Source organism: Xanthomonas arboricola pv. juglandis (assembly GCF_905367715.1).
Classification (GTDB): Bacteria; Pseudomonadota; Gammaproteobacteria; order Xanthomonadales; family Xanthomonadaceae; genus Xanthomonas; species Xanthomonas arboricola.
Map to the genome: position 1 here is coordinate 2,487,244 of NZ_HG999362.1, position 21,459 is coordinate 2,508,702.

Annotated in this window: 15 protein-coding genes and 1 pseudogene; 9 read left to right on the forward strand and 7 right to left on the reverse strand. The window is 64.5% G+C overall.

From position 1 onward, the window contains the following. The first annotated feature begins 827 nt into the window (after positions 1 to 827). From KHN93_RS10860 to cobA, 5 genes are all read left to right on the forward strand, one after another. Positions 828 to 1,997, forward strand: coding sequence for a nitrate/nitrite transporter (locus KHN93_RS10860; RefSeq protein WP_172837845.1), 1,170 nt, complete (start codon positions 828 to 830; stop codon positions 1,995 to 1,997). A 58-nt stretch (positions 1,998 to 2,055) separates the two neighbouring features. Further along, a complete protein-coding gene (nirB, locus tag KHN93_RS10865; RefSeq protein ID WP_244812249.1) occupies positions 2,056 to 4,473 on the forward strand; it encodes a nitrite reductase large subunit NirB in 2,418 nt (805 codons plus the stop codon). After that, complete coding sequence (gene nirD, locus KHN93_RS10870) at positions 4,470 to 4,835, forward strand: nitrite reductase small subunit NirD (RefSeq protein ID WP_039521569.1); 366 nt, start codon at positions 4,470 to 4,472, stop codon at positions 4,833 to 4,835. The genes nirB and nirD overlap by 4 nt, the downstream gene beginning before the upstream one ends. Further along, positions 4,832 to 7,630, forward strand: a complete 2,799-nt coding sequence (locus tag KHN93_RS10875) for a nitrate reductase (protein ID WP_212579560.1) — start codon at positions 4,832 to 4,834, stop codon at positions 7,628 to 7,630. The genes nirD and KHN93_RS10875 overlap by 4 nt, the downstream gene beginning before the upstream one ends. 68 nt (positions 7,631 to 7,698) lie before the next feature. Continuing rightward, positions 7,699 to 8,445: a uroporphyrinogen-III C-methyltransferase gene (cobA, locus tag KHN93_RS10880; RefSeq protein ID WP_181142231.1), complete on the forward strand. Its 747-nt coding sequence runs from the start codon at positions 7,699 to 7,701 to the stop codon at positions 8,443 to 8,445. A 56-nt stretch (positions 8,446 to 8,501) separates the two neighbouring features. Here the strand turns inward: cobA and KHN93_RS10885 are convergent, their stop codons facing one another. Genes KHN93_RS10885 through KHN93_RS10910 form a run of 6 tightly spaced genes read right to left on the reverse strand, consistent with a single transcriptional unit; the run spans position 8,502 to position 14,529 of the window. Then, entirely contained in the window at positions 8,502 to 9,545 is a 1,044-nt protein-coding gene (locus KHN93_RS10885; RefSeq protein WP_047126609.1) for an acyltransferase family protein, read from the reverse strand. A gap of 44 nt (positions 9,546 to 9,589) precedes the next feature. Then, positions 9,590 to 10,891, reverse strand: a complete 1,302-nt coding sequence (locus KHN93_RS10890) for an NAD(P)H-dependent oxidoreductase (RefSeq protein WP_212579561.1) — start codon at positions 10,889 to 10,891, stop codon at positions 9,590 to 9,592. Then, positions 10,888 to 11,469, reverse strand: coding sequence for a dTDP-4-dehydrorhamnose 3,5-epimerase (gene rfbC / locus KHN93_RS10895; protein WP_102584521.1), 582 nt, complete (start codon positions 11,467 to 11,469; stop codon positions 10,888 to 10,890). Before rfbC ends, KHN93_RS10890 begins: the two co-directional genes overlap by 4 nt. Beyond that, positions 11,466 to 12,515 (reverse strand): NAD-dependent epimerase/dehydratase family protein, encoded by a 1,050-nt coding sequence (locus KHN93_RS10900; RefSeq protein WP_212579562.1) that lies wholly within the window; start codon positions 12,513 to 12,515, stop codon positions 11,466 to 11,468. Before KHN93_RS10900 ends, rfbC begins: the two co-directional genes overlap by 4 nt. 4 nt (positions 12,516 to 12,519) lie before the next feature. Then, positions 12,520 to 13,293 carry a glucose-1-phosphate cytidylyltransferase gene (rfbF, locus tag KHN93_RS10905; RefSeq protein ID WP_039527250.1) on the reverse strand — a complete coding sequence of 258 codons (774 nt, stop codon included), beginning with the start codon at positions 13,291 to 13,293 and terminating at the stop codon, positions 12,520 to 12,522. A gap of 51 nt (positions 13,294 to 13,344) precedes the next feature. Then, a complete protein-coding gene (locus KHN93_RS10910) occupies positions 13,345 to 14,529 on the reverse strand; it encodes a glycosyltransferase family protein (RefSeq protein ID WP_211920097.1) in 1,185 nt (394 codons plus the stop codon). A gap of 233 nt (positions 14,530 to 14,762) precedes the next feature. On the opposite strand from KHN93_RS10910, the pseudogene KHN93_RS10915 reads away from it, so the two are divergent. The 4 genes and pseudogenes from KHN93_RS10915 (at position 14,763) to KHN93_RS10930 (ending at position 18,904) form a co-directional block, all read left to right on the forward strand. Beyond that, a pseudogene (locus tag KHN93_RS10915) lies at positions 14,763 to 15,893 on the forward strand (NAD(P)/FAD-dependent oxidoreductase). Positions 15,894 to 16,220: 327 nt separating this feature from the next. Then, positions 16,221 to 16,478 (forward strand): KGG domain-containing protein, encoded by a 258-nt coding sequence (locus tag KHN93_RS10920; protein ID WP_104559664.1) that lies wholly within the window; start codon positions 16,221 to 16,223, stop codon positions 16,476 to 16,478. Positions 16,479 to 17,150: 672 nt separating this feature from the next. After that, on the forward strand, positions 17,151 to 18,071 hold the full coding sequence (locus tag KHN93_RS10925; RefSeq protein WP_104559663.1) for a M14 family metallopeptidase: 921 nt from the start codon (positions 17,151 to 17,153) through the stop codon (positions 18,069 to 18,071). 134 nt (positions 18,072 to 18,205) lie between these two features. Then, positions 18,206 to 18,904: a DUF1349 domain-containing protein gene (locus KHN93_RS10930; RefSeq protein ID WP_104559662.1), complete on the forward strand. Its 699-nt coding sequence runs from the start codon at positions 18,206 to 18,208 to the stop codon at positions 18,902 to 18,904. A 118-nt stretch (positions 18,905 to 19,022) separates the two neighbouring features. On the opposite strand, the gene KHN93_RS10935 is transcribed toward KHN93_RS10930, so the two are convergent. Further along, positions 19,023 to 20,834: an EAL domain-containing protein gene (locus tag KHN93_RS10935; protein ID WP_104559775.1), complete on the reverse strand. Its 1,812-nt coding sequence runs from the start codon at positions 20,832 to 20,834 to the stop codon at positions 19,023 to 19,025. Positions 20,835 to 21,459 lie beyond the last annotated feature (625 nt).

The window sequence follows — 21,459 nt, forward strand, 5'->3', positions numbered from 1 at the left end:
AGGATCATGCGGCAGCCGAGGCAAAGGCAACGGCGCGAGGCATGTGGTCTGCGGCTTGGTTGCAGGGTCCTTGCCCGCCCACCATCGCGGGACACGCTGCAGGTACGTCCTTGTAAGCTCTTACGCGGCATCCATGCCGCGTAAGGTCCCGCGACGGTGGGCGGGCAAGGACCAGTCGGGATGCTCGGTGTGCAGAGTTTTCAATAAAACAGCCTGCAAACTTCCTAGTGTGGCGTCCTCGCCGATTGCGGGACCGTGTGGCGGCATGAATGCCGCCACCAAGCCTCCACGGACGGATTCACGGCGTGTCCCGCAAGCGGCGAGGGCACCGCGCGCTCGACTAACACGGCTTTTGACCTAGATATTTGATCGGTATGCACACGTCCTAGATGAGGCTTCCGAGCACAGCCGTGTATTAGCTCTGTTGGGCGCTGTTAGTCATGCCAAGCGACAGAGCCTGCGATACAGGGTGCACGCTATTGGTGCAAGGCTGCACGAAAGACGGGACTGGTGAGCTGCACCGGCGTGTCGGTAGGCTGTCGTGAAATTGGACGCGCTGCATCTAAAACACTATTTTTCAATGACTTGTATCGTCGTGATGCTCAGGTGAGCAAGTTGGCACGTTGATTGCGTAGTGATTCCGTGCAGGTACAACGGCGTACCTGCAACAACACGAACACGATGCAGAGGATCAACGGCGATCCGCACGCATCCAGGACAACGGCGTCCTTCCGGTTTTACCGGAGGGGCGCCGTTTTTTTTTGGCCATCGCATTCGAAGAGGTCTCTATGCAGCGCTCGTTCTGGCGATCCGGGCACACGCCCACCTTGTTCGCATCCTTCCTGTATTTCGACCTGAGCTTCATGGTGTGGTATCTGCTCGGTCCGCTGCAGGTACCGATTGCGCAGTCGCTGGGGCTCGATACGCAGCAGCGTGCCTTGATGGTGGCGGTGCCGATCCTGTGCGGCGCGGTGCTGCGGCTGGTGCTGGGCATGCTGGCCGACCGTATCGGTGCCAAGCGCGCGGGCGTTGTCGCACAAGTTGCGGTGATCGCTTCGTTGTTTGGTGCCTGGCAGTTCGGCGTGCACAGCATGGGGCAGGTGTTGTTGCTGGGCGTGTTGCTCGGCATTGCTGGCGCCTCGTTCGCGGTTGCGCTGCCGCTGGCCTCGCGCTGGTACCCGCCCGAGCATCAGGGCACCGCGATGGGAATTGCCGGGGCGGGCAATTCCGGCACTGTGCTGGCGGCGTTGTTCGCACCGATGTTGGCGTTGGCGTTCGGTTACCAGAACGTGTTCGGGCTGGCGTGCATTCCGCTGCTGCTGACGCTGATCGTATTCGTCCTGATTGCGAAAGAAGCGCCAGTACCGGTCGCGCGCAAGCGCTGGTCCGACTATGGCCGCGTGTTGGTGGCTAATCGCGACGCATGGCGCTTCATGTTTTTCTATTCGGTGACCTTTGGCGGTTTTTCCGGGTTTGCCAGTGCATTGCCCGGCTACTTCCACGACCAGTTCGGCTTCGATGCGCGTACTGCAGGATGGGCGACGGCTGCCTGCGTGTTGGCGGGTTCGGTGATGCGTCCGTTGGGTGGTGTGATTGCGGACCGCATTGGCGGCACGCGCGCCTTGCTCACCGTCTATCTGCTGGTTGCTGCGCTGGTGGGCATCGCAGGCTTCGGCGCGGGTGGGGCAATGGTGACGCTGGCCTTGTTCGTACTGACCCTGCTGTGTCTGGGTGCCGGCAATGGCGCGGTGTTCCAGTTGGTGCCGCAGCGGTTTGCGCAGGACATCGGCGTGATGACCGGCTTGATCGGCATGGCCGGCGGCATCGGCGGGTTTGCGCTGGCTGCGGGCCTGGGCGTGCTCAAGCAGCACACCGGCAGTTATGCGATGGGCATGTGGTTGTTCGCTGCGTTCGCACTCGGTGGTTGGGCGCTGCTGGCCGGGGTCAAGACACAGTGGCGTAGCGAATGGTCCAGCGCCGGCGCGGCGCGGGTCTGACATGTCGACAGGAATCCAGGCAATGAAGCAACCCAGACTCGTCGTCATCGGCAATGGCATGGCCGGCATCCGCACCGTGGAGGAACTGCTCAAGCTGATGCCGGGCATGTACCAGATCACCGTGTTCGGGGCCGAGCCGCATCCCAACTACAACCGCATCCTGCTGTCGCCGGTGTTGGCCGGCGAGCAGGAGTTCGACGATATCGTGCTCAATCCGTTGCAGTGGTATCAGGACAACGGCATCCGCTTGTATCTGAACAAGGAAGTCACCCGCATCGATCGGGTACGTCGCCGCGTGATCGCCGCCGATGGCACCGAGGCGGAATACGACCGCTTGTTGATCGCCACTGGTTCGGTGCCGTTCGTGTTGCCGATTCCCGGTAACGAATTGAAGGGTGTGATCGGCTACCGCGATATCCAGGACACCCGCACGATGATCGAGACCGCGCGCAGCAAGCGGCACGCGGTGGTGATCGGTGGCGGTCTGCTTGGGCTGGAAGCGGCCAATGGCCTGAAGCTGCGCGGGATGGACGTGACCGTGGTGCATCTGGCCGGGTGGTTGCTGGAGCGCCAGCTCGATCCGGTAGCCGGCAATCTGCTGCAGCAGGCCCTGCGCGCGCGCGGGCTGGAGTTCAGGCTCAGCACGGCGACCAGTGCAGTGCTGGGCAACGCGCACGGCGAGGTGATTGGCGTGAAGTTCGCCGATGGCAGCGAGATCCCGGCCGATCTGGTGGTGATGGCAGCGGGCATCCGCCCGAATACGCGGCTGGCCGAAGAAGCCGGCATCCACTGCGCGCGCGGCATCGTGGTCAACGACAGCCTGCAAAGCTTCGACCCACGCGTGTACGCAGTGGGCGAATGCGCAAACCATCGTGGCATTGCCTACGGACTGGTGGCGCCGCTGTTCGAGCAGGCCAAGGTGTGCGCGAATCACCTGGCGCAGTTCGGCATCGGCATCTATCGCGGCTCGGTGGCGTCGACCAAGCTCAAGGTCACCGGGATCGATCTGTTTTCCGCTGGCGATTTCATGGGCGGCGATGGCTGCGAGGAGATCGTGCTGTCCGACCCGGCCGGCGGGGTCTACAAGAAGCTGGTGATCCGCGACGACGTGCTGGTCGGCGCCTGCCTGTACGGCGACACCAGCGATGGCGGCTGGTACTTCAAGCTGCTCAAGGACGGCACGCCGATCCAGGCGCAGCGCGATCAACTGATCTTCGGCGAAAGCGCGCTAGGCGATGCCGGCACCGGCGGACAGGATCGCGCCAGTGCGATGGCCGACAGCGACGAGGTCTGCGGCTGCAACGGCGTGTGCAAGGGCACCATCGTCAAAGCCATCAGCGAGCAGGGGTTGTTCACCGTCGACGAGGTGAAGAAGCACACCAAGGCCGCCAGTTCCTGCGGGTCGTGTACCGGCCTGGTCGAGCAGATCCTGATGAACTGCCTGGGCTCCAACTTCCAGGAAACGCCGAAAACCAAGGCAGTTTGCGCCTGCACCGATCTGAGCCATGGCGATGTGCGGCGCGCCATTGCCGAACACAAGCTGCTGACCCATGCGCAGGCGTATGCCTTCATGGAATGGCGCACGCCCAACGGCTGCGCCACCTGCCGGCCGGCGATCAACTACTACATGTTGTCGAGCTGGCCGCATGAGGCCATCGACGATCCACAGTCGCGTTTCATCAACGAACGTGCGCACGCCAATATCCAGAAGGACGGCACCTTCTCGGTGATTCCGCAGATGAAGGGCGGGGTGACCAACGCCGGCGAGCTGCGCCGCATCGCCGATGTCGCCGACAAATACGCGGTGCCGATGGTCAAGGTGACCGGTGGCCAGCGCATCGACCTGCTCGGGGTCAAGAAGGAAGATCTGGTCGATGTCTGGCGCGATCTGGGCATGCAGTCCGGGCATGCGTACGGCAAGTCGATCCGCACGGTGAAGACCTGCGTGGGGAGCGAGTTCTGCCGCTTCGGCACACAGAACAGCACGCAGATGGGCATCGACCTGGAAACCATGCTGGCCAATATGTGGAGCCCGCACAAGGTCAAGCTGGCGGTGTCCGGCTGCCCGCGCAACTGCGCCGAATCCGGCATCAAGGACGTGGGCATCATTGCGGTGGATTCGGGGTGGGAGCTGCATGTGGGAGGTAATGGCGGCATCAAGACCGAGGTCGCCCGCTTCCTGGTCAAGGTGAGCACCGCCGAGGAAGTGCGCGAATACACCGGTGCGTTCCTGCAGCTGTATCGCGAGCAGGCGTATTACCTGGATCGCACCGTGCACTACATCGCACGGGTGGGGCTGGATTACATCCGCGCACAAGTGGTGGATGACGCGGCCAACCGGCGTGCGTTGTACGAACGCCTGCTGTACTCGCTGGAAGGTCTGGTCGACCCGTGGAAGGCGCGTATCGCCGGCGAACGGCGGCAGGAGTACCAACCCTTGCGCATCGCCGCGCCGGTCGCAACGGTGGAGGAATGAGCATGCAACAGGCCGCGTGGATTCGCGTGTGCGCGCTGCAGGAGTTACCTGCATTGGGTGCGCGCGTACTCGAGATCGAGGGCATTGCACCGATCGCCTTGTTCCGCACCGCCAGCGATCAGGTGTTTGCGTTGCGAGACCGTTGCCCGCACAAGGGCGGGCCGTTGTCGCAGGGCATCGTGGCCGGCGAAACGGTGACCTGCCCGTTGCATGGCTGGGCGATCGCCTTGCAGAGCGGCCAGGCCTGCGCACCGGATGTGGGCTGCGCGCCGCGTTACCCGGTCAAGGTGGAAGCCGATGCGGTATGGATCGTGTTGCAGCCGGTATCGCTGCCGGATGCAGTCGCCGAGCCGGCCGCATGAGCGACGGCCAGCAGCTACCTTTGATCGGTGCGGCGGTGCAGCCGCACACATCCGCACCGATGCATCGCATCACCCGTTCGACCTGCTGCTACTGCGGGGTGGGCTGCGGGGTGCTGATCCACAGCGAGCACGACACGCATGGCGAACGCATCGTCGGCATCGAAGGCGACCCGCTGCATCCGGCCAATCATGGCCGGTTGTGCAGCAAGGGCCTGGCCTTGCCGCAGACCGCCGCCAGTACGCAGGGGCGCGTACTCGCGCCGGAGCTGCGTCGCCATCGGCAGGCACCGCGGGCGGCGGTGAGCTGGGATCAGGCGCTCGACCACGTCACCGGCAAGCTGGCGGCGATCATCGAGGAGCACGGCGCGGACGCGGTGGCGTTCTATCTCTCGGGACAGCTGCTGACCGAGGACTATTACGTCTTCAACAAGCTCGCCAAGGGCCTGCTGGGCACCAACAACATCGACACCAACTCGCGCCTGTGCATGTCCAGCGCGGTCACCGCCTACAAGCTGGCGCTGGGCGCCGATGGCCCGCCCACCTGTTACGAGGATCTGGAGCTGGCACAGACGGTACTGTTTGCCGGCAGCAACATGGCGTACGCGCATCCGGTGCTGTTTCGCCGGCTGGAAGAGGCGCGGGCGAAAAATCCCGCCATTCGCTGGGTCGTGATCGATCCGCGTCGCACCGACACCGCGGCCATGGCCGACCTGCACCTGGCGATCGAACCCGGGACCGACGTCGCCCTGTTCAACGGCATGCTGCACCACCTGATCTGGGAGGGTCTGGTGGATGCGCGTTTCGTTGCGGCGCATACCGAGGATTTCGACGCCCTCAAGCACATGCTGCGCGAGTACACCCCGCGCATGAGCGCCGAGATCTGCGGTATCTCGCACGAGGACCTGGTGCAGGCGGCCGAGTGGTTTGGACGCAGCCCGGCGGCGTTGTCGCTGTACTGCATGGGCCTGAACCAGTCCGCGCAGGGCACCGACAAGAATCTGGCCCTGATCAATCTGCATCTGGCGACGGGGCAGATCGGCAAGCCGGGCGCAGGGCCGTTTTCGCTGACCGGCCAGCCCAATGCGATGGGCGGGCGCGAGGTCGGCGGCATGGCGACGATGCTGGCGGCGCATCGCGAGATCGGCAATGCCGACGATCGTGCGGAACTGGAACGTCTGTGGCATTTGCCCGCCGGCCGTCTGAGTGCCACGGCCGGCACACCGGCCGTGCAGTTGTTCGAGCGTCTGCGTGCGGGCACGTTGAAGGCGGTGTGGATCGTCTGCACCAACCCCGTGCATTCGATGCCGGAGGTGGATGGCATTCGCGCCGCACTGGAACAGGCCGAACTGGTGATCGTGCAGGACGCGTTTTCCGGCACCGACACCGTGCCGTACGCCGACGTGCTGTTGCCGGCCGCCAGCTGGGGCGAGAAGGACGGCACCGTGACCAACTCCGAGCGCCGTATCACCCGCGTGCGCAAGGCGGTGGACGCGCCGGGCCAGGCGCGCGCGGACTGGTGGATCGCCCGCGAAGTGGCACGCCGGCTCGAAGCGCGTCTGGCGCCTGCCAGCGATGCAGGTCTGTTCGGGTTCGACAGCACCGCGCAGATCTTCGACGAGCATCGCGCGTTGACGGTGGGGCGCGATCTGGACATCGGCGGGCTGGATTACCCGCTGCTGGATGACGGGCCGCAGCAGTGGCCGTTCCCTGCCGGCGCCGCACACGGGCAGGTGCGGCGCTATACCGATGGCCTGTTTGCCACCGGCAACGGGCGCGCGCGCTTCCACGCCACGCCGTATCGCAAGGTGGCCGAGCCGACCTCGGCCCGCTTTCCGATGCGCTTGCTGACCGGCCGCCTGCGCGATCAATGGCATGGCATGTCGCGCAGCGGACGCGTGCCGGCAGCGTTTGCGCATAGCCCCGAACCCGCGTTGTGCATGCATCCGGACGACGCAGCGCGGCGCGGCCTGGTCGCCGGCGAGCTGGTGCAGATCGCCAGCAAGCGCGGTGCGCTGGTGCTGCCGCTGGAACTGTCCGACGAGCTGCGCTCGGGCAGCGTGTTCGCCGCAATGCATTGGAGCGGGCAGCACCTGTCCAGCGGCGGCATCAACGAAGTGAGCAGCCCGGCGGTGGATGCGCGCTCACAGCAGCCCGAGCTCAAGCATGCGGCGGTGCGGGTGGAGAAGGCGGCGTTCGGCTGGCATCTGCTCGCTGCCCGGCGCGGCGATGCGTTGGCCTTGCAACAGGCACTGCAGCCGCTGTTGCGCGACTGCGGCTATGCATCGCTGCGGCTGCATGCCGAGCCGCTGGCCGAGGCCGGCGGGCACTGGGCGGTCTTGCATGCGGCCTGCGAACGCGCGCCGGATGCGCAATGGCTCGATCGCCTGATCGTCGCATTGCAATTGCCGGCCGGCGCAGACGTGCTGGAGTACCGCGACCTGCGCCGCGGGCTGCTGCGTCGTGTGGGCTGGCGCATGCAGGACGGCCACAGCCATATCGACGGCCTGCTGCTCAGCGCGGCGCAGCCCAGCGAGGCCAATCAGGCGTTGCTGCGCAGCGCATTGGCAGGCCGGCCCTGGCGCGGTCCGCGGCTGGCGGTGTTTGCGCAGACGCAGGGCGCGCCCAGCGACCCGATCGTCTGCAGCTGCATGCAGGTGTCGACTGCTGCGATCCATGCCGCCATCGACGACGGCGCCGACCTGCACCAGCTCAAACAACGCCTGGGCTGCGGCACGGTCTGCGGCTCCTGTGTTCCGCAACTCACCCGGCTGTGCCGGCAACCCCGACACGCCTGAGTGCCTGTCCCGACCTCCCCATATTGCGAGACCTGCTCATGTCAGTCATTCCGTCCTGCGCGCGTGATGTGGTGTTGTTGTCCGCCGGCCCCGGCGATCTGGATCTGCTCACCATCAAGGCGGTCAAGGCGCTGGCTGCCGCGCAGGTGCTTCTGCTGGACGATCTGGCCAACCCGCAGATCGTCGAGCTCGCACCGCAGGCGCGGGTGATCAGGGTCGGCAAGCGAGGTGGCTGCCGCTCGACGCCGCAGGACTTCATCTGCCGGCTGATGCGGCGCTACGCCGTGCAGGGCTTGCGCGTGGTGCGCGTCAAAGGCGGCGAGGCACTGCTGTTCGGGCGCGCGGGCGAGGAGATCAGCTTCCTGCGCCGCGCCGGTGTGGGCGTGCAGATCATCAACGGCGTCAGTGCCGCATTCGCCGCCGCATCCGCACTGGAAGTGTCGCTGACCCATCGCAGCCATTGCCACGGCATCACCTTCGTCACCGCGCATACGCACGATCACGGCGAGCCGAATTGGGGCGCACTGGCCGCCAGCGGCACCACGCTGGGCATCTACATGGGCCTGCGGCGTGCCGATGCCTTGGCCACCGCGTTGCTGGCGCATCTGCCGGCCATCACGCCGGCGGCCATCGTGCAGGCCGCCACCCGGCCCGAGCAGCAACGCCGGCTGACCACCCTGGGCGAGCTGGGACTCACCGCCGCCGGCATGCTGCCGGGCTTGCCGACCTTGCTGCTGGTGGGCGCTGCCTTATCCGAGGCGGCAGCCCAGTGCGACGATCGCTTCGGCATCCTGTTGGAGGAGGCGGTCGGTTGAACGCAATTTGCCGAGCGCCGTGCACGCCTATCCACGCGCGGCGTGGTCGCAAAACTTCAATGGATCGTGCGGCGTGCCAGCACGCGGCGCGCATACCGCAGCGCGATGCGCTCGTAGCACAGGTGATAGATCACGCCGAGCAGCAGCGCGGCGCTCACGCTGAGCAGCAGGTTCACCGGCCAGGTGGCCAGCGGCCCCATCCGTCGCGTGGTGCGTGCCACCAGCGACATCAACGGCATATGCACCAAGTAGATCGCATACGACGCATTGCCGAGCAACAGCAGCACCGGGCCGATACGCAGCCAGCCGCGCCATTCCGCGCGCACCAGGCCGACCACTGCGCCAGCGATCGCCAGGCCGAACAGCGGCGAATGCGCGCGTTGCATGCCATCGAGCACGAAACACGCCGATGCCACGAACGCGACTGCAGCGCTGACCCACAGTGTCCATGCTGCAGCGCTCAGTACCGCGCGTGCCGCCAGCATGCCGAACACGAATTCCAGCGTGATGGGATGCAGCAGCAACGCGCGCCAGGAAACTTCCACCGGCTGCGCGAACGGCGCGCCAAGCGCGGCGTACAGCAGCGTCACGCCGGCCCAGAGCAGCGCGCAGCGCAGCGGGTGCCCGCTACGGAAGAACAGCCACGCCAGTGCATAGAACATCAGCTCGTAACTCAGCGTCCACGACACGCCCAACGCGGATTGCCCACCCACCGGCAGCAGGGTCAGCGTGGCAAACCATGACCAGCCCATGTCGCCATCGTCCAGGCTGGGCCGCAGCGTATAGGCCAGCGCCAACGCAACACCCACCGGCCAATACGGCAGATAGATGCGGCTGATGCGGCTGCTGGCGTAATCGCGGCTCCAGCCCGGCGTGTCCGCGCCGGCATGGTTGACGTAGTAGATGATGAAGCCCGACAACACGAAGAAGAAGTCCACGCCCAGGTAGCCGTGCGCCAGCGCTGCGGCCAGCCACGCGGGTAGCCGCTGCACCAGATGCGTGGTGGGCAGCACGCTGTGGCTGAGCACCACCATCGTGGCGGCCAGCGCACGCCCGGCCTGCAGGACGCGGATGGCGGGACGGGCAGGCAGCGCGACCATCGGCTGCGGCATCGGTACGCGGACGCCGCCCGATGTCCCTGCGCTCAGGCGGCCAGTTCCGCAGCGTCGGCGAAAACGCTGGCCTGCTCGGCACGCAGACGATCGATCAGGCGGTTGGCCGGCAACTGCACATCGTCGTAGGTCAGCACTTGGTCCTTGGCCACCGCATGGCGGAGTACACAGCCTTCGGCCACGCCCATCGGCAGCAGCCCGGCGTTTGCGCTGATAGCGGCGCGCTCGCACTGGCCGTAGCTCATGTAGCCACCGAGTCCGTCGATGGTTTCGCCAATGGCCAGGTCGCGCTTGGCGGTGGCTATCACTTCCACCAGCGGCGCCCCCAGCGGTTGCAGCACCGCATCGCCCAGCAGCACCACCCGCGCCACCGACAGCGGGACTTCGAAGTGGCAGAGGTGGTACGGGGTGTAGAAGCTGTAGAGCGGGCCTTCGCCGAGCTTGTAGAGATTGAGGTAGTGCTGCTGCCTGGCATCGTCGTGGCTGGCCAGCACGAACACGCCGGGCGAGGGCAGGGCGCCGACCACGTAATCCACCGCGCCGCCCACCGCACGCAAGGTCTCGATGTCGTAGCGCCGGGTCAGTTCGTCGACGTGCGCGCGATGCTCATAGCCGGTCATGCCGCGCTGCAGGATCGACATGCCGGTGCCATTGGCCACGATCGCCTGTTCGAAGCTGATCTTGGTGCCGTCAGCAAAACTGGTGACCATATGCGGGTCCTGGCCCCACTTCGCTGCGAAACCGGCCTGTGTCGCCGGTGTGCGATACGGGTCCTGCAGGCCCTTGATGTTGCCGCACAGCAGCGGGGTCAGACCGATCGAACGCACGAACCGGTACAGGTTCATCTGCACGCCGGGCTGGTCGCCATCGCAGGCGCTGAAGATCACCCCGGCCGCATCGGCCTTGCGCTTGAGTAGCGGGCCGACGGTGCCGTCGAGTTCGGCATTCATGGTGACCATGTGGCGGCCGTGGGCGATGGCGCCCAGACTGATGCGCGCACCATAGTCGATGGCGCCGGTGGCATCGATCAGGCAGTCCAGCACATCGCATTCGTAAAGCAGTGCAGGGTCATCGGTCACGGCGGGAATGCCGGCAGCGATCTGGCGCTTCAACTCGCTGGCGCCATCCACCACGCGTGCGTGTTGGCCAGCCTGGCGGTAGGCTTCCAGCGCCTTGTCCACGCTGCGGTTGCAGATCACCGACACCCGCATGCCCGGCACCGAATGTGCGATCTGGTTGACGATGCCACGCGCCATGAAGCCGGCGCCATACAGGCCAACACGCACTGGGCGGCCTTCGGCGGCACGGGCCTGCAATAGACGATCGATATTCATGCGCGCTCCCGCGGGGTGAGTCCGGCAAGGGTCGGGATGCCGTGTTGTTGTTCGTTGAAATCCGGCCACGCGGCATCCTTGTCGGACACCAGCTGTGGTTCGAGCGGCCACTGCACGCCCAGGCGCGGATCGTTCCAGCGCAAGCCGCGCTCGGCCTGCGGCGTGTACATCGCACTGGCGAAATAGAACGCCTCGGTCTGCGGCTGCAAGGTGATGAAGCCATGCGCAAAGCCGCGCGGCACGTACAGCGCCAGGCGATTGTCGGCAGTCAATTCGGTGCCGTACCACTGCAGGTAGGTGGGCGAATCCGGGCGCAGATCCACGATCGCATCCCACAGCGCACCACGGATGCAGCGCACGATCTTGACCTCGGCAGCGGGCGGCAATTGGTAATGCATGCCGCGCAAGGTGCCGGCCTGTGCATTGAACGAATTGTTGACCTGCACGAACTGATCGACCAAGCCGGCCTGCGCCATCTCCTGGGTGCAGAATACCCGTGCGAACCAGCCGCGTTCATCGCCACGTTGTTCCGGCTCGATCACGAACGCACCCGCCAACGGAGTGGGGTGGAAGATCATGCCGCCACCCTCAGATCCGCTGCCAGGGTTCCGGTGTCGACCAGTTGCTGCAGGATGCGCAGGCGAATGAAGTCCGACCGCTGGCGGAAGTCGCCATCGCTGAACCCGGCGCGCTGCAGATCGTCGCGCAGCTCGGTGATGGTGGAGCGCAGGGTTTCCTGCGGTTGATGTTCCGGCGCCAGTCGTTCGAACAGCGAGAAGTCCACGCGATAGGAGCGGTTGTCGCTGGGTGCGCTGGTGGAGATCGCAACATGCGCAGCAGGAATCGCCACACCGACCGCGTGGGCAAGATCGCGGATCTGCACGTTCCAGCGCTCCGAGCCGGCATTGACGAACAAAAACTGCCCGCCTGCCGCTGGCGTGCGGCGCAATGCCCAGTCGACGGCGCGCGCCATGTCGCGCACATGGATCAACGGCCGCCATGGCGAGCCGTCCGACAGCACTTCCACGGTGCCGTTGGCCACCGCGCTGGCGACGAAATCGTTGAGCACCAGATCCAGCCGCAGACGCGGCGAGGCACCGCAGGCGGTGGCAAAGCGTAGGCAGGTGATCACCATGTCGGTATCCAGCTGCGCAAGCGCACGTTCGGTGTCGATCTTGGAATGCGCATACGCGGTCAGCGGCGCGATCGCGCTGGTTTCCGAACGTGGCGTGCCATCGGCGGCGGCGCCGTACACGCTGCAGCTGGAGGCAAACACGAAGTGCCCCACACCGGCCTGCGCGGCCACCTGCGCCACCGCCACGCTGGCGCGGCAGTTGATTGCATCGGTGACCAGCTCGAAACGCTTGCCCATCGCATCGTTGGAGATCGCCGCCAGGTGCACCACCGCGTCGAAGCCCTGCAATTGCTGCGCGGTGAGATCGCGCACATCGCCGAACCATTGCTGGTCCAGCACCACTTCCGGCAGGCGGCGCGGGTCGGACAGGCAATGCGCAAACCAGCCGCGATCCAGCCCGACCAACCAGGCCTGCGGATAGCGCTGTCGCAAATGCGCGGCCACGACCGGGCCGATGTAGCCCATGTTGCCGGTGATCAGAATACGCATGTTGTTACTCCCACACGCGCCAGGGCGCGCGATTGGACGACCAGAGGGTTTCGAGATGATTGCGGTCGCGCAGCGTGTCCATCGGCTGCCAGAAGCCGTCGTGGCGATACACGCTCAGCTCATCGCGATCGACCAGTGTTTCCAGCGGGCTGTTCTCCCACACGGTGGCATCGCCGTCGATTACATCGATCACGCGCGGGTCGAGCACGAAGAAACCACCGTTGATCAGGCCGTCGCCATCCAGCGGTTTCTCGCGGAATCCGGTGACCTGTTCGCCTTCCACACGCAGCGCGCCAAAGCGGCCGGGCGGTTGCACTGCGGTGACTGTGGCCATGCGGCCTTCGCGCTGGTGCAGTGCGATGGCGGCAGTGATGTCCACATCGGCCACACCATCGCCATAGGTCATGCAGAACGCCGCCTCGTCGCGCAGATGCTCGCGCACCCGGCGCAACCGGCCACCGGTCATGGTCTGGGCACCGGTATCCACCAGCGTCACGCGCCAGGGCTCGGCGCGGGTGTTGTGCAAGGTGGTGGTGTTGCTGCCGAGGTCGCAGGTGACGTCGGATTCGCGCATGTGGTAATTCATGAAGAAATCCTTGATCACCTCACCGCGGTAGCCCAGACAGACGATGAAATCCTGGATGCCGTGGTGTGCGTAGATCTTCATGATGTGCCAAAGGATCGGCTTGCCGCCGATCTCCACCATGGGCTTGGGGCGGATGGCGGTTTCTTCGGAAATGCGCGTTCCCAGGCCGCCCGCCAGAATGACTGCTTTCATTGCTATTCCTTGAACTGACGCGCCGGTGACTCGGCGCAGTGCGATGGAGCGCTAGGCGGTCATGCTCAGCGCAATCGCCGGCGGGCAGGCGGTCTGTTCGGCCATCGTGGCCAGGTTGTCGAGCATGGCAAAGCGCTCGGCCATCAGTGGCGGGCGCGGCAATTGCAGCGTCTGCAGGATCTGCGCCCACCGATGTGCCCAGTCGTGCCGTCGCAGGCACTGCACCGTGTTGTGCAGGCGGGCACACTCCAGTCGGTCGGTCTGCTGCTCCAGATCGCGCAGGAACAGGCCAATCTCCTTGCCATCGGCCGGCAGCTCGATCACTGCATCTTCCCAATCGAAGTGCTCGGCAAATTCCGGGCATGCCTGTGCGGAGCCCAGAATCACCGCACCCCCGGCGGCGCCTTCGAAATAGCGCGTTGCCAGCGCCTGTTTTTTCACGCCTTTGAAAAATCCTTGGGTATCGACCACGAAGTCGTGCGCCATGAAGAACTTGGCGCGCTTGATCATGGCTGCCGACTGCAGCCGATGGGCAGCCCAGTCCTGCACCGCGCCACCGCGCAGCACATCGTGCAGATAGAAAAAATCCGGGTTGGCCTGTGCATGCGCAAGCAACTGCGCGTGCACCTGCGGCATGCGCCGGCCGATGCTGACTACGTCGATGCAGCGCTGCGGCGGCCGCGGCTGTGGCGTTGCCAGCAGGGTGTCGCAGGCGCTGGCCAGAAACGATACCGGCGTGCTGGTATAGCTCCGCAGCGCATCGACGCAACTGGCATTGAGCACGAACACATGGTCGAACTGATCCAGCAGTTTCAACTCGGCCTTCTGCGATTCCAGCAATTCCGGCCAGGTTTCCAGTAGGTACACCACGCGGGTGCGGCAGCGCTCGCGCCATCCCTTGATGCGCCCCAGCGTGCTCAATTCCCGGGGGAACTGGCACACGTAGAAGAACAGGTCATAGTCCTGTTCGACCGCCCGTGGCTGTGCGTTGGAGAGCGCAGGTTGCCCGCTCAGCCGCTGCAGTGCAGAGACACTGCGGTATTTGAGTTCGTTGAGCAGATACGACACGCCGGGATTGACGCCGCGCCCGCGGGTGTAATCAGCCGCGGGCGGGCACAACAGCTGCGCGTGTTCCAGACTGCGGACCACGTTGAGCAATGCATATGCCTGCCCATTGAAGGCCTCTGGCCATGCCTCGTAATTGGAGGCAAGCAGGACCGAACGCGTCGCGTCCATTCAAACTCCTTCGGTGATTGCCGCTTCGAACCGGGCGCTACGGGGCGCTCGGATGGGGGAAGAATGCACACCGCAAAATTCGGAAAACGTCTGTCGGCGTTGAATAACGTGATTTACGTCATGGCTTGAGCTGAATATAGAGCTGGATAGTGAGAAAACAGTGATAACGGTCGCGACAATCCTGCGCGTTCTAGTGTGCGGATAGACTGATCGGCCATCGTGTGAGAGCGGCCATGCAAGACGTCGAGTGCATCGTGACAGGTGCCGGAGTGGTGGGGCTGGCAATTGCGCGCGAGCTGGCGATGCGAGGGCACGAGGTGCTGGTGCTGGAATCCGAAGGCGCCATCGGCACCGGCACCAGTGCACGTAACAGCGAGGTGATCCATGCCGGGCTCTACTATCCGGCCGCTTCCTTGAAAGCGCAGCTATGCATCAGCGGCAACCCGCTGTTGTATGCGTACTGCGAACAGCGCCACGTGCCGCATCGGCGCTGTGGCAAATTGATCATCGCCTGCGATCACGCGCAGCGCGACCAGCTCGAGCAGTTGCACCGCAGTGCCATCGCCAGCGGCGCGCACGGCTTGCTGCCGCTCGACGCTTCGTAGGTACAGGCGCGTGAACCGGCCCTGCGCTGCGTGGCGGCGCTGGAGTCCACCGCCACCGGCATCATCGACAGCCATGCGCTGATGCTGGCGTTGCAGGGCGATGCCGAAGCGCATGGCGCCACCGTGGCGCTGCGCGCACCAGTCACGCAGGTCGAGCCGCTTGCGCAGGGCCTGCGCGTGAGCGTCGCGGGTCAGGCGCCGGCAAGGCTGACCTGCGCCTGGCTGGTGAACGCGGCCGGTCATGGTGCGCCGCCACTGGCCGCGCGGATCGATGGTCTGCCTGTGCATGCACAGGTGCGCGGCTATTTCGCCAAAGGCAGCTACTTCACCCTGGCGGGGCGTCCGCCCTTCCAGCAGTTGATCTACCCCATGCCCGAACCTGGCGGCCTGGGTGTGCATCTCACGCTGGATCTGCACGGGCGTGCGCGCTTCGGCCCCGACGTGGAGTGGGTCGCGCGGCCCGACTATCACTGCGAGCCAGCGCATGCCGCGCGTTTTGCCGCAGCGATCCGGCGTTACTGGCCTGGCCTGCCGGACGGCGCATTGCAGCCCGGCTATTGCGGTGTGCGCCCGAAGATCAGCGGGCCTGGCGAGGCGGCGGCCGATTTCCGTATCGACGGTCCGTCCATGCACGGCATCGCCGGTCTGGTGAACCTGTTCGGGATCGAGTCGCCAGGCTTGACCTGCTGCCTGAGCATTGCGCGGCATGTGGCCGCATTGCTGGCTGACGGGCGCAGCGCCACTACGCTGCCGGTCTGACCTCGCCGGACCTTGCGCCTGGTTGCGGTTCGCTGACGCATCGGGCGAGCCAAGCATCGATCGATCTGACGATGCTGCATGCCTGGATGCTCCGGCGGCGGCCGTACGAGCACGTCGTTCGTACGGCTGCGTTGGTAGCGCTATCGGTGTGTCGCGCGCGCAACATCAGCCAGCGCAAGGCAGGAGTGCAAGATTTGCACAGCGAGCGCAGCTGTTTTTTCCTGCATCGTGCGGCGTGGCGCCGTCTGGCAGGGCTTTACGGGTTGGCACGATAGTTGCGTTACCCCTGCTACCAGTGGCGTGATCGACGCATCGAGAGGAGGCACAGTGGAAGAGGGACAAAGCAATACTCGTAGCCGGCGCGGTTTTGCCGCATTGGATCCTGAAAAGCGCCGCGTGTTGGCGAGCAGCGGCGGCAAGGCAGCGCATGCCAGCGGCAACGCGCACGAATTTACCAGCGACGAAGCACGCGAAGCTGGCCGCAAGGGCGGCCAGGCCGTTAGCCGCGATCGCGATCATATGTCGCGGATCGGCAGCAAGGGTGGGCGTTCCAAGCAGGCCAAACCTCAGGAAGAGGCCGTCTAGGCAAGAGTGCGGCGCGCATCTGGCGCGCCGTTCTTGCTGCAGCGGACTGCAGGCCCTGCACGCCATGTGCGGGGCCTGCTTCGTTTTGCGGAGCTGTCCGCAGCGCTGATAGCATGTCCGGAACAATCGATTGCAGCGACATGTTGTTTTCGATCTGCTTGCGCGTTGCCTGGATTGAACGAGACCTGATAAAGATATTGATGTGCAATGCATCACGACGAGATCGGAAGTTTTTTCACTCGTTGTTGCACGCATGCTATCGATTGCAGCGAAATATTTCGCGATTGCTTGGTGCACTGACTCAAGCGAATGCAGGATTTGCACCCACTGCAGAGTTGCAACGCCGGCAGATGGAGTAGTAGCCAAGCGCGTTCGGTGGAAGGCTTAGGGACGCCATTGCATGGCAGCTCGCCTGTATTGACCCCCTCGACTGCCCAACATTGAAACCAGGTCAGCGAATGGGGCAGACCCAACCGCGGCCGAAGTCACGGCAATCCTTATGCACGGCGGTATTGCGCCCGATGTCGACACAGCCTTGTTGACAGTCAAATTTGAAGGCCAGCAGCAACCGGGCTCGACCTTACGGGTCATCACCATCATCGTATCTGCCGCCGAATGGACCGCCCAGTGCGTAGCGCTTACCCTGGCCGTCTTTCAATGGACGGCACCGTAATGACAGAACGCATGGCGTATCCGATCGGCACTCCACAACAGCCCTGGGGCGAGGCGGAGCGCGCCGCATGGCGGGCACGTCAGCTGCGTCAGCGCAGTCATGCCGACGATGTGGTGCAGGTCATCGATGCACTGGATGCCAGCTATGAGCGTGTGCATTACGGGACGATCCAGGCGGCAGCCGAGCAATATCCGCTGATCGCGCTGCGCAGCGCGCAGTGGGACGCCGCGTTGCCTTGCACGCTTGTGACCGGTGGCGTGCATGGCTATGAAACCAGCGGCGTGCAGGGCGCGCTGCAGTTCCTGCAGCAACGCGCGGCGGCCTACGCAGGCAAGCTCAATCTGCTGGTGGTGCCTTGCGTCAATCCGTGGGGCTACGAGCGAGTCCAGCGCTGGAATGCCGATGCCATCGACCCCAATCGTGCGTTTCGGCCGGACAGCCCGGCCGCCGAGTCGGCGGCCTTGATACAACTGGTCGCCACAGTGGCCGGACAGATGCTGGTGCATATCGATCTGCACGAAACCACCGACAGCGACGAGAGCGAATTTCGTCCGGCCCTGGCCGCACGTGACGGCGTCGATTTCGTGCCGGGCAGCATTCCGGATGGGTTTTACCTGGTGGGCGATAGCGACGATCCGCAACCGCAGTTCCAGCAGGCAATCATTGCCGCCGTCGCCGAGGTCACCCATATCGCACCTGCCGACGCGAACGGCCAGATCATCGGCGCAGCGGTGGTCGCTCCTGGCGTCATCAACTACCCGGTGCGGCGTCTGGGCCTGTGCGCGGGCGTTACCGATGCACGTTATCGCACCACCACTGAGGTATATCCGGATAGCCCGCGCGCAACGCCCGCGCAGTGCAACGCCGCGCAGGTGGCTGCCATCTGCGCGGCGCTGGACTACGCGCTCGCACAGCGCTGACAGCATTGGTTGGTGCCAGCACTGAAGCTGTTGCCGCAGCGACGCCAGCCATCTGCAGCACTGCCCAAGCGCACGCGTTTTGACCCACCGCGCGGCTAGACTATGCAGTTCTTCAAATGCATGGACGACACTGAATGACCCACGATGCGATAGACGGTGCACGCAGACGCCTGCTGGGCGGCGCGATGGGAATGGCCATCAGCGGCGGTGTGCTTGCCAGGCAACCCAACACGGAGAACACGATGGCGCAGGACACGCAGTGGCAGAATGGCAGCTGGCTCAATCGGCCACGGACCGTCGCAATCAGCGGCGGCACCTTGGACGTGGTCACCGACAAGGCCACCGATTTCTGGCGCAAGACGCATTACGGATTTACGCGCGATAGCGGGCATTTTCTCGGTATCACCGCCGCAGCGCGCTTCACTGCGCAGTTGCGGGTACGTGCGCAATACGAGTCGCTCTACGATCAGGCCGGCATCATGGTGCGCGTGGACGAGCAGCACTGGGTCAAGGCGGGCATCGAGCTTAGCGATGGCCGTGCCATGCTCAGCAGCGTGTTGACCAACCCGGTCTCGGATTGGGCGACCGGCCCCTACGAGGCCGACCCCAAGGATTTCTGGATACGCGCCACCGTTGCCGACGGCGTCCTGCGTCTGCAGGTATCGGCCGATGGCCGGACCTGGCCACTGGTCAGGCTTTGCCCGTTCCCCGTCGCCGACGCGTACCAGGTCGGGCCGATGTGCTGCACGCCGGAGCGTGCCGGGCTGAAGGTGCAGTTTTCCGACTGGACGCTAGGTCCGCCGCTGGGCAAGGACCTGCACGATCTGAGTTGATGGCCGCGTGGCAACGCAGCGTGCGCGCTGCGTTGCCACGCGTATCACTGCAGGCGGCGAGGGCGGCGCCGTGTGAGTCGATCAAGGACGACGCACGCGCCTACTCGGGCAGATCGCATCACGGCAAGCGCTGTTCGGCCACCGCGCCTGCCACATAGGCCGCCACCAGCTCCGCTTCCATCGGCCGGGCCAGCAGATAGCCCTGCGCTTCATCGCATCCCCAGCTGCGCAGCAGCGCAATTTCGTCGGCATGTTCGATGCCTTCTGCCACGGTGCGATATCCCAGTGCACTGGCCAGGCGTACCACCGCCTCGGCGCGTAGCTGCATGCCGGCCTTGTTGGCGATGCCGGTCACCAGCGAGCGATCGAGCTTGAGCACGTTGACCGGCAGCTCGGTGAGGTAACCGAAGTTGCTGTAGCCGGTGCCGAAGTCGTCGATGGCCACACTGACTCCGGCGTCACGCAGGGTGCGCAGCCGGGGCACGGCCTCGACATTGCTGCGCAACCAGCGGCCCTCGGTGATCTCCAGCTCGATGCGGTGGGTGGGAATGGCCAGTTCCCTGCAACGTTGGATGACGTCTGCGGCGAGATTGCGGTTGCCGAAATCGCGCGAAGACAGATTGATCGACATGGAGAAATCCAGCCCCTGCGCACGCCAGCTGGCCAACTGCACCAGCGCGTTCTCGATCACCCAATTGGTGACGGTGCACATCAAGGCGGTCTTTTCGAACAAAGGGATGAATTCATCCGGGCCGATCGGGCCGAGGTTGGCGTGCCGCCAGCGCAACAGCGCCTCGAAGCCGGTCACCGACAAGTCTTCAAGATTGATCCGGGGCTGGAACACCAGGCGGAAATCGCCGGCTTCCAGTGCCTTTTCGGCATCCAGTGCCAGCCGGTACGAACGCTGAATCGCATCGTCGTGGGAGGCGCTGTACCAGCACACGATGGCGTGATTGCTGATCGCATCGCCCAGCGCCACCAGCCCCTTGCGCATGACATCGTTGGTGTCCGGTTGCTGCGGTGCAAAGCGCACCACACCGGCATGAAAGGTCAAGGACATGGGGATGCCGGCCGCATCCATCGGTGCATGCAACATGTCGCGCAGATCGAGCAACAGGTCTTCCATCTCGTCGGGCGCGGAATTCAATAGAAAAAACGCAAAACGCATCGGCGCCACGTGATAGACCGTGGCCTTGCCGCGCAGTGCGCGCGTCAGCACGTAGCTGGCATGGCGCACCAGTTCTTCCAGCGGCTGCATGCCCAGCGCCTGACGTGCTTCATTGGCCGCCTGGGTGTCGTAGACCTCGATGAAGGCGGCGATGGTCGGCACACAGTGACTGCCAAAGGCCAGGGCATCCAGGTCCGACTGCAGCTGGCGTGCATTGAGCAGGCCGCTGTGCGGTTCGCGCCGCCCGGCACCGAATTGCAGTTCCAGCTGCGCCGCGGCCACATTGGCGAACATCAACAACTGTTGGTGTTCCTGGCTGGCCAGGCGACGCTCGCGCGTATCGATCACGCACAGGGTGCCGGAGACGCCGGTCTGCGGTGCACCCACCGGAACGCAGGCAATAAAGCGCGCCGGCAAGCCCGGGAAGGCGGCGTCGCCCAGCTGGATCGGGGCAAGGGCGGCAGGTTCGATCAGCTCCGTCACGCCGTTGGGCGCAGTAGATGCATGCCGGCACAACTCGATGGCTTGTTCGACGTGGGCGGCACTGATGCCGCGGGCCGCCAGCACGCGCACGCGGCCGCCCTCGACGATGGTCAGTGCGGCCGCAGGCGCAACCAGTGCATGGCACAGCAGGCGCGCGATCTGATCGAGCGGCTCCATGCCACCCAGGTCGATCGGCACACCCGACCAGTCGAAGTGCTGTTCCTGCCGTTTGGTATCCAAAGCAAGCGTCATGTCGTCAGATTCCGTGTTGAAGATCACACACTGCATGGCTACTAGAAACAAACCGAGGTCATCGACAGGTGACGATCATCGGGCACTAAAACCTTTTCGAATAAGCCGGCCTCTTCAATAAACTCAACCGCAGGCTATCGAACGCGACAATAAACTGGACAGGCGGAGTGCCAGAATACAAATACCGCAATCAATGAGCGGCGTCGACGGTTGATGGTGGTCTTAATAGTGAAAGCGGGCTCATTAAAACAACTGGCGGCACTGCAGTGATCGGGAGTTCATTCCTGCGCCGCAGCATTCCACACAAAAGTTGTAGTCGAAATGGTTCGGTTCGCTAATATCCAGATTACCGCATCAGATCGCTTTAACTCATTCGGCCTCATCCAATCATATTCCGCTTTATAGCCGAATTTTGCCATTTTTTTACTTGAAGCCTGCCGCACATGATCTGTGGCGCCTGCCGCATGAGGTGGCGCGATGATACTGACAGGCGCGAGCAAACCAGTCGACAGTTTCGACGTGTGTCATGGATAGTTTTGTGGTTAGTTATATTCAGCACAGTTTCATGCATGGCGCTTTGCCTATTAATCTCCCAATATTATCCGCAGGGAATGGTATTAAACGTACTCATCCGTAGGCGATACCGGTTGGC

Excerpts from the sequence above, each read along its gene's own strand:
- nirB (WP_244812249.1), top strand. The coding sequence starts at position 2,056 with ATGGCCGGCATCCGCACCGTGGAGGAACTGCTCAAGCTGATGCCGGGC.
- nirD (WP_039521569.1), top strand. The coding sequence starts at position 4,470 with ATGAGCATGCAACAGGCCGCGTGGATTCGCGTGTGCGCGCTGCAGGAG.
- KHN93_RS10875 (WP_212579560.1), top strand. The coding sequence starts at position 4,832 with ATGAGCGACGGCCAGCAGCTACCTTTGATCGGTGCGGCGGTGCAGCCG.
- KHN93_RS10885 (WP_047126609.1), bottom strand. The coding sequence starts at position 9,545 with ATGGTCGCGCTGCCTGCCCGTCCCGCCATCCGCGTCCTGCAGGCCGGG.
- KHN93_RS10890 (WP_212579561.1), bottom strand. The coding sequence starts at position 10,891 with ATGAATATCGATCGTCTATTGCAGGCCCGTGCCGCCGAAGGCCGCCCA.
- rfbC (WP_102584521.1), bottom strand. The coding sequence starts at position 11,469 with ATGATCTTCCACCCCACTCCGTTGGCGGGTGCGTTCGTGATCGAGCCG.
- KHN93_RS10900 (WP_212579562.1), bottom strand. The coding sequence starts at position 12,515 with ATGCGTATTCTGATCACCGGCAACATGGGCTACATCGGCCCGGTCGTG.
- rfbF (WP_039527250.1), bottom strand. The coding sequence starts at position 13,293 with ATGAAAGCAGTCATTCTGGCGGGCGGCCTGGGAACGCGCATTTCCGAA.
- KHN93_RS10910 (WP_211920097.1), bottom strand. The coding sequence starts at position 14,529 with ATGGACGCGACGCGTTCGGTCCTGCTTGCCTCCAATTACGAGGCATGG.
- KHN93_RS10925 (WP_104559663.1), top strand. The coding sequence starts at position 17,151 with ATGACAGAACGCATGGCGTATCCGATCGGCACTCCACAACAGCCCTGG.
- KHN93_RS10930 (WP_104559662.1), top strand. The coding sequence starts at position 18,206 with ATGACCCACGATGCGATAGACGGTGCACGCAGACGCCTGCTGGGCGGC.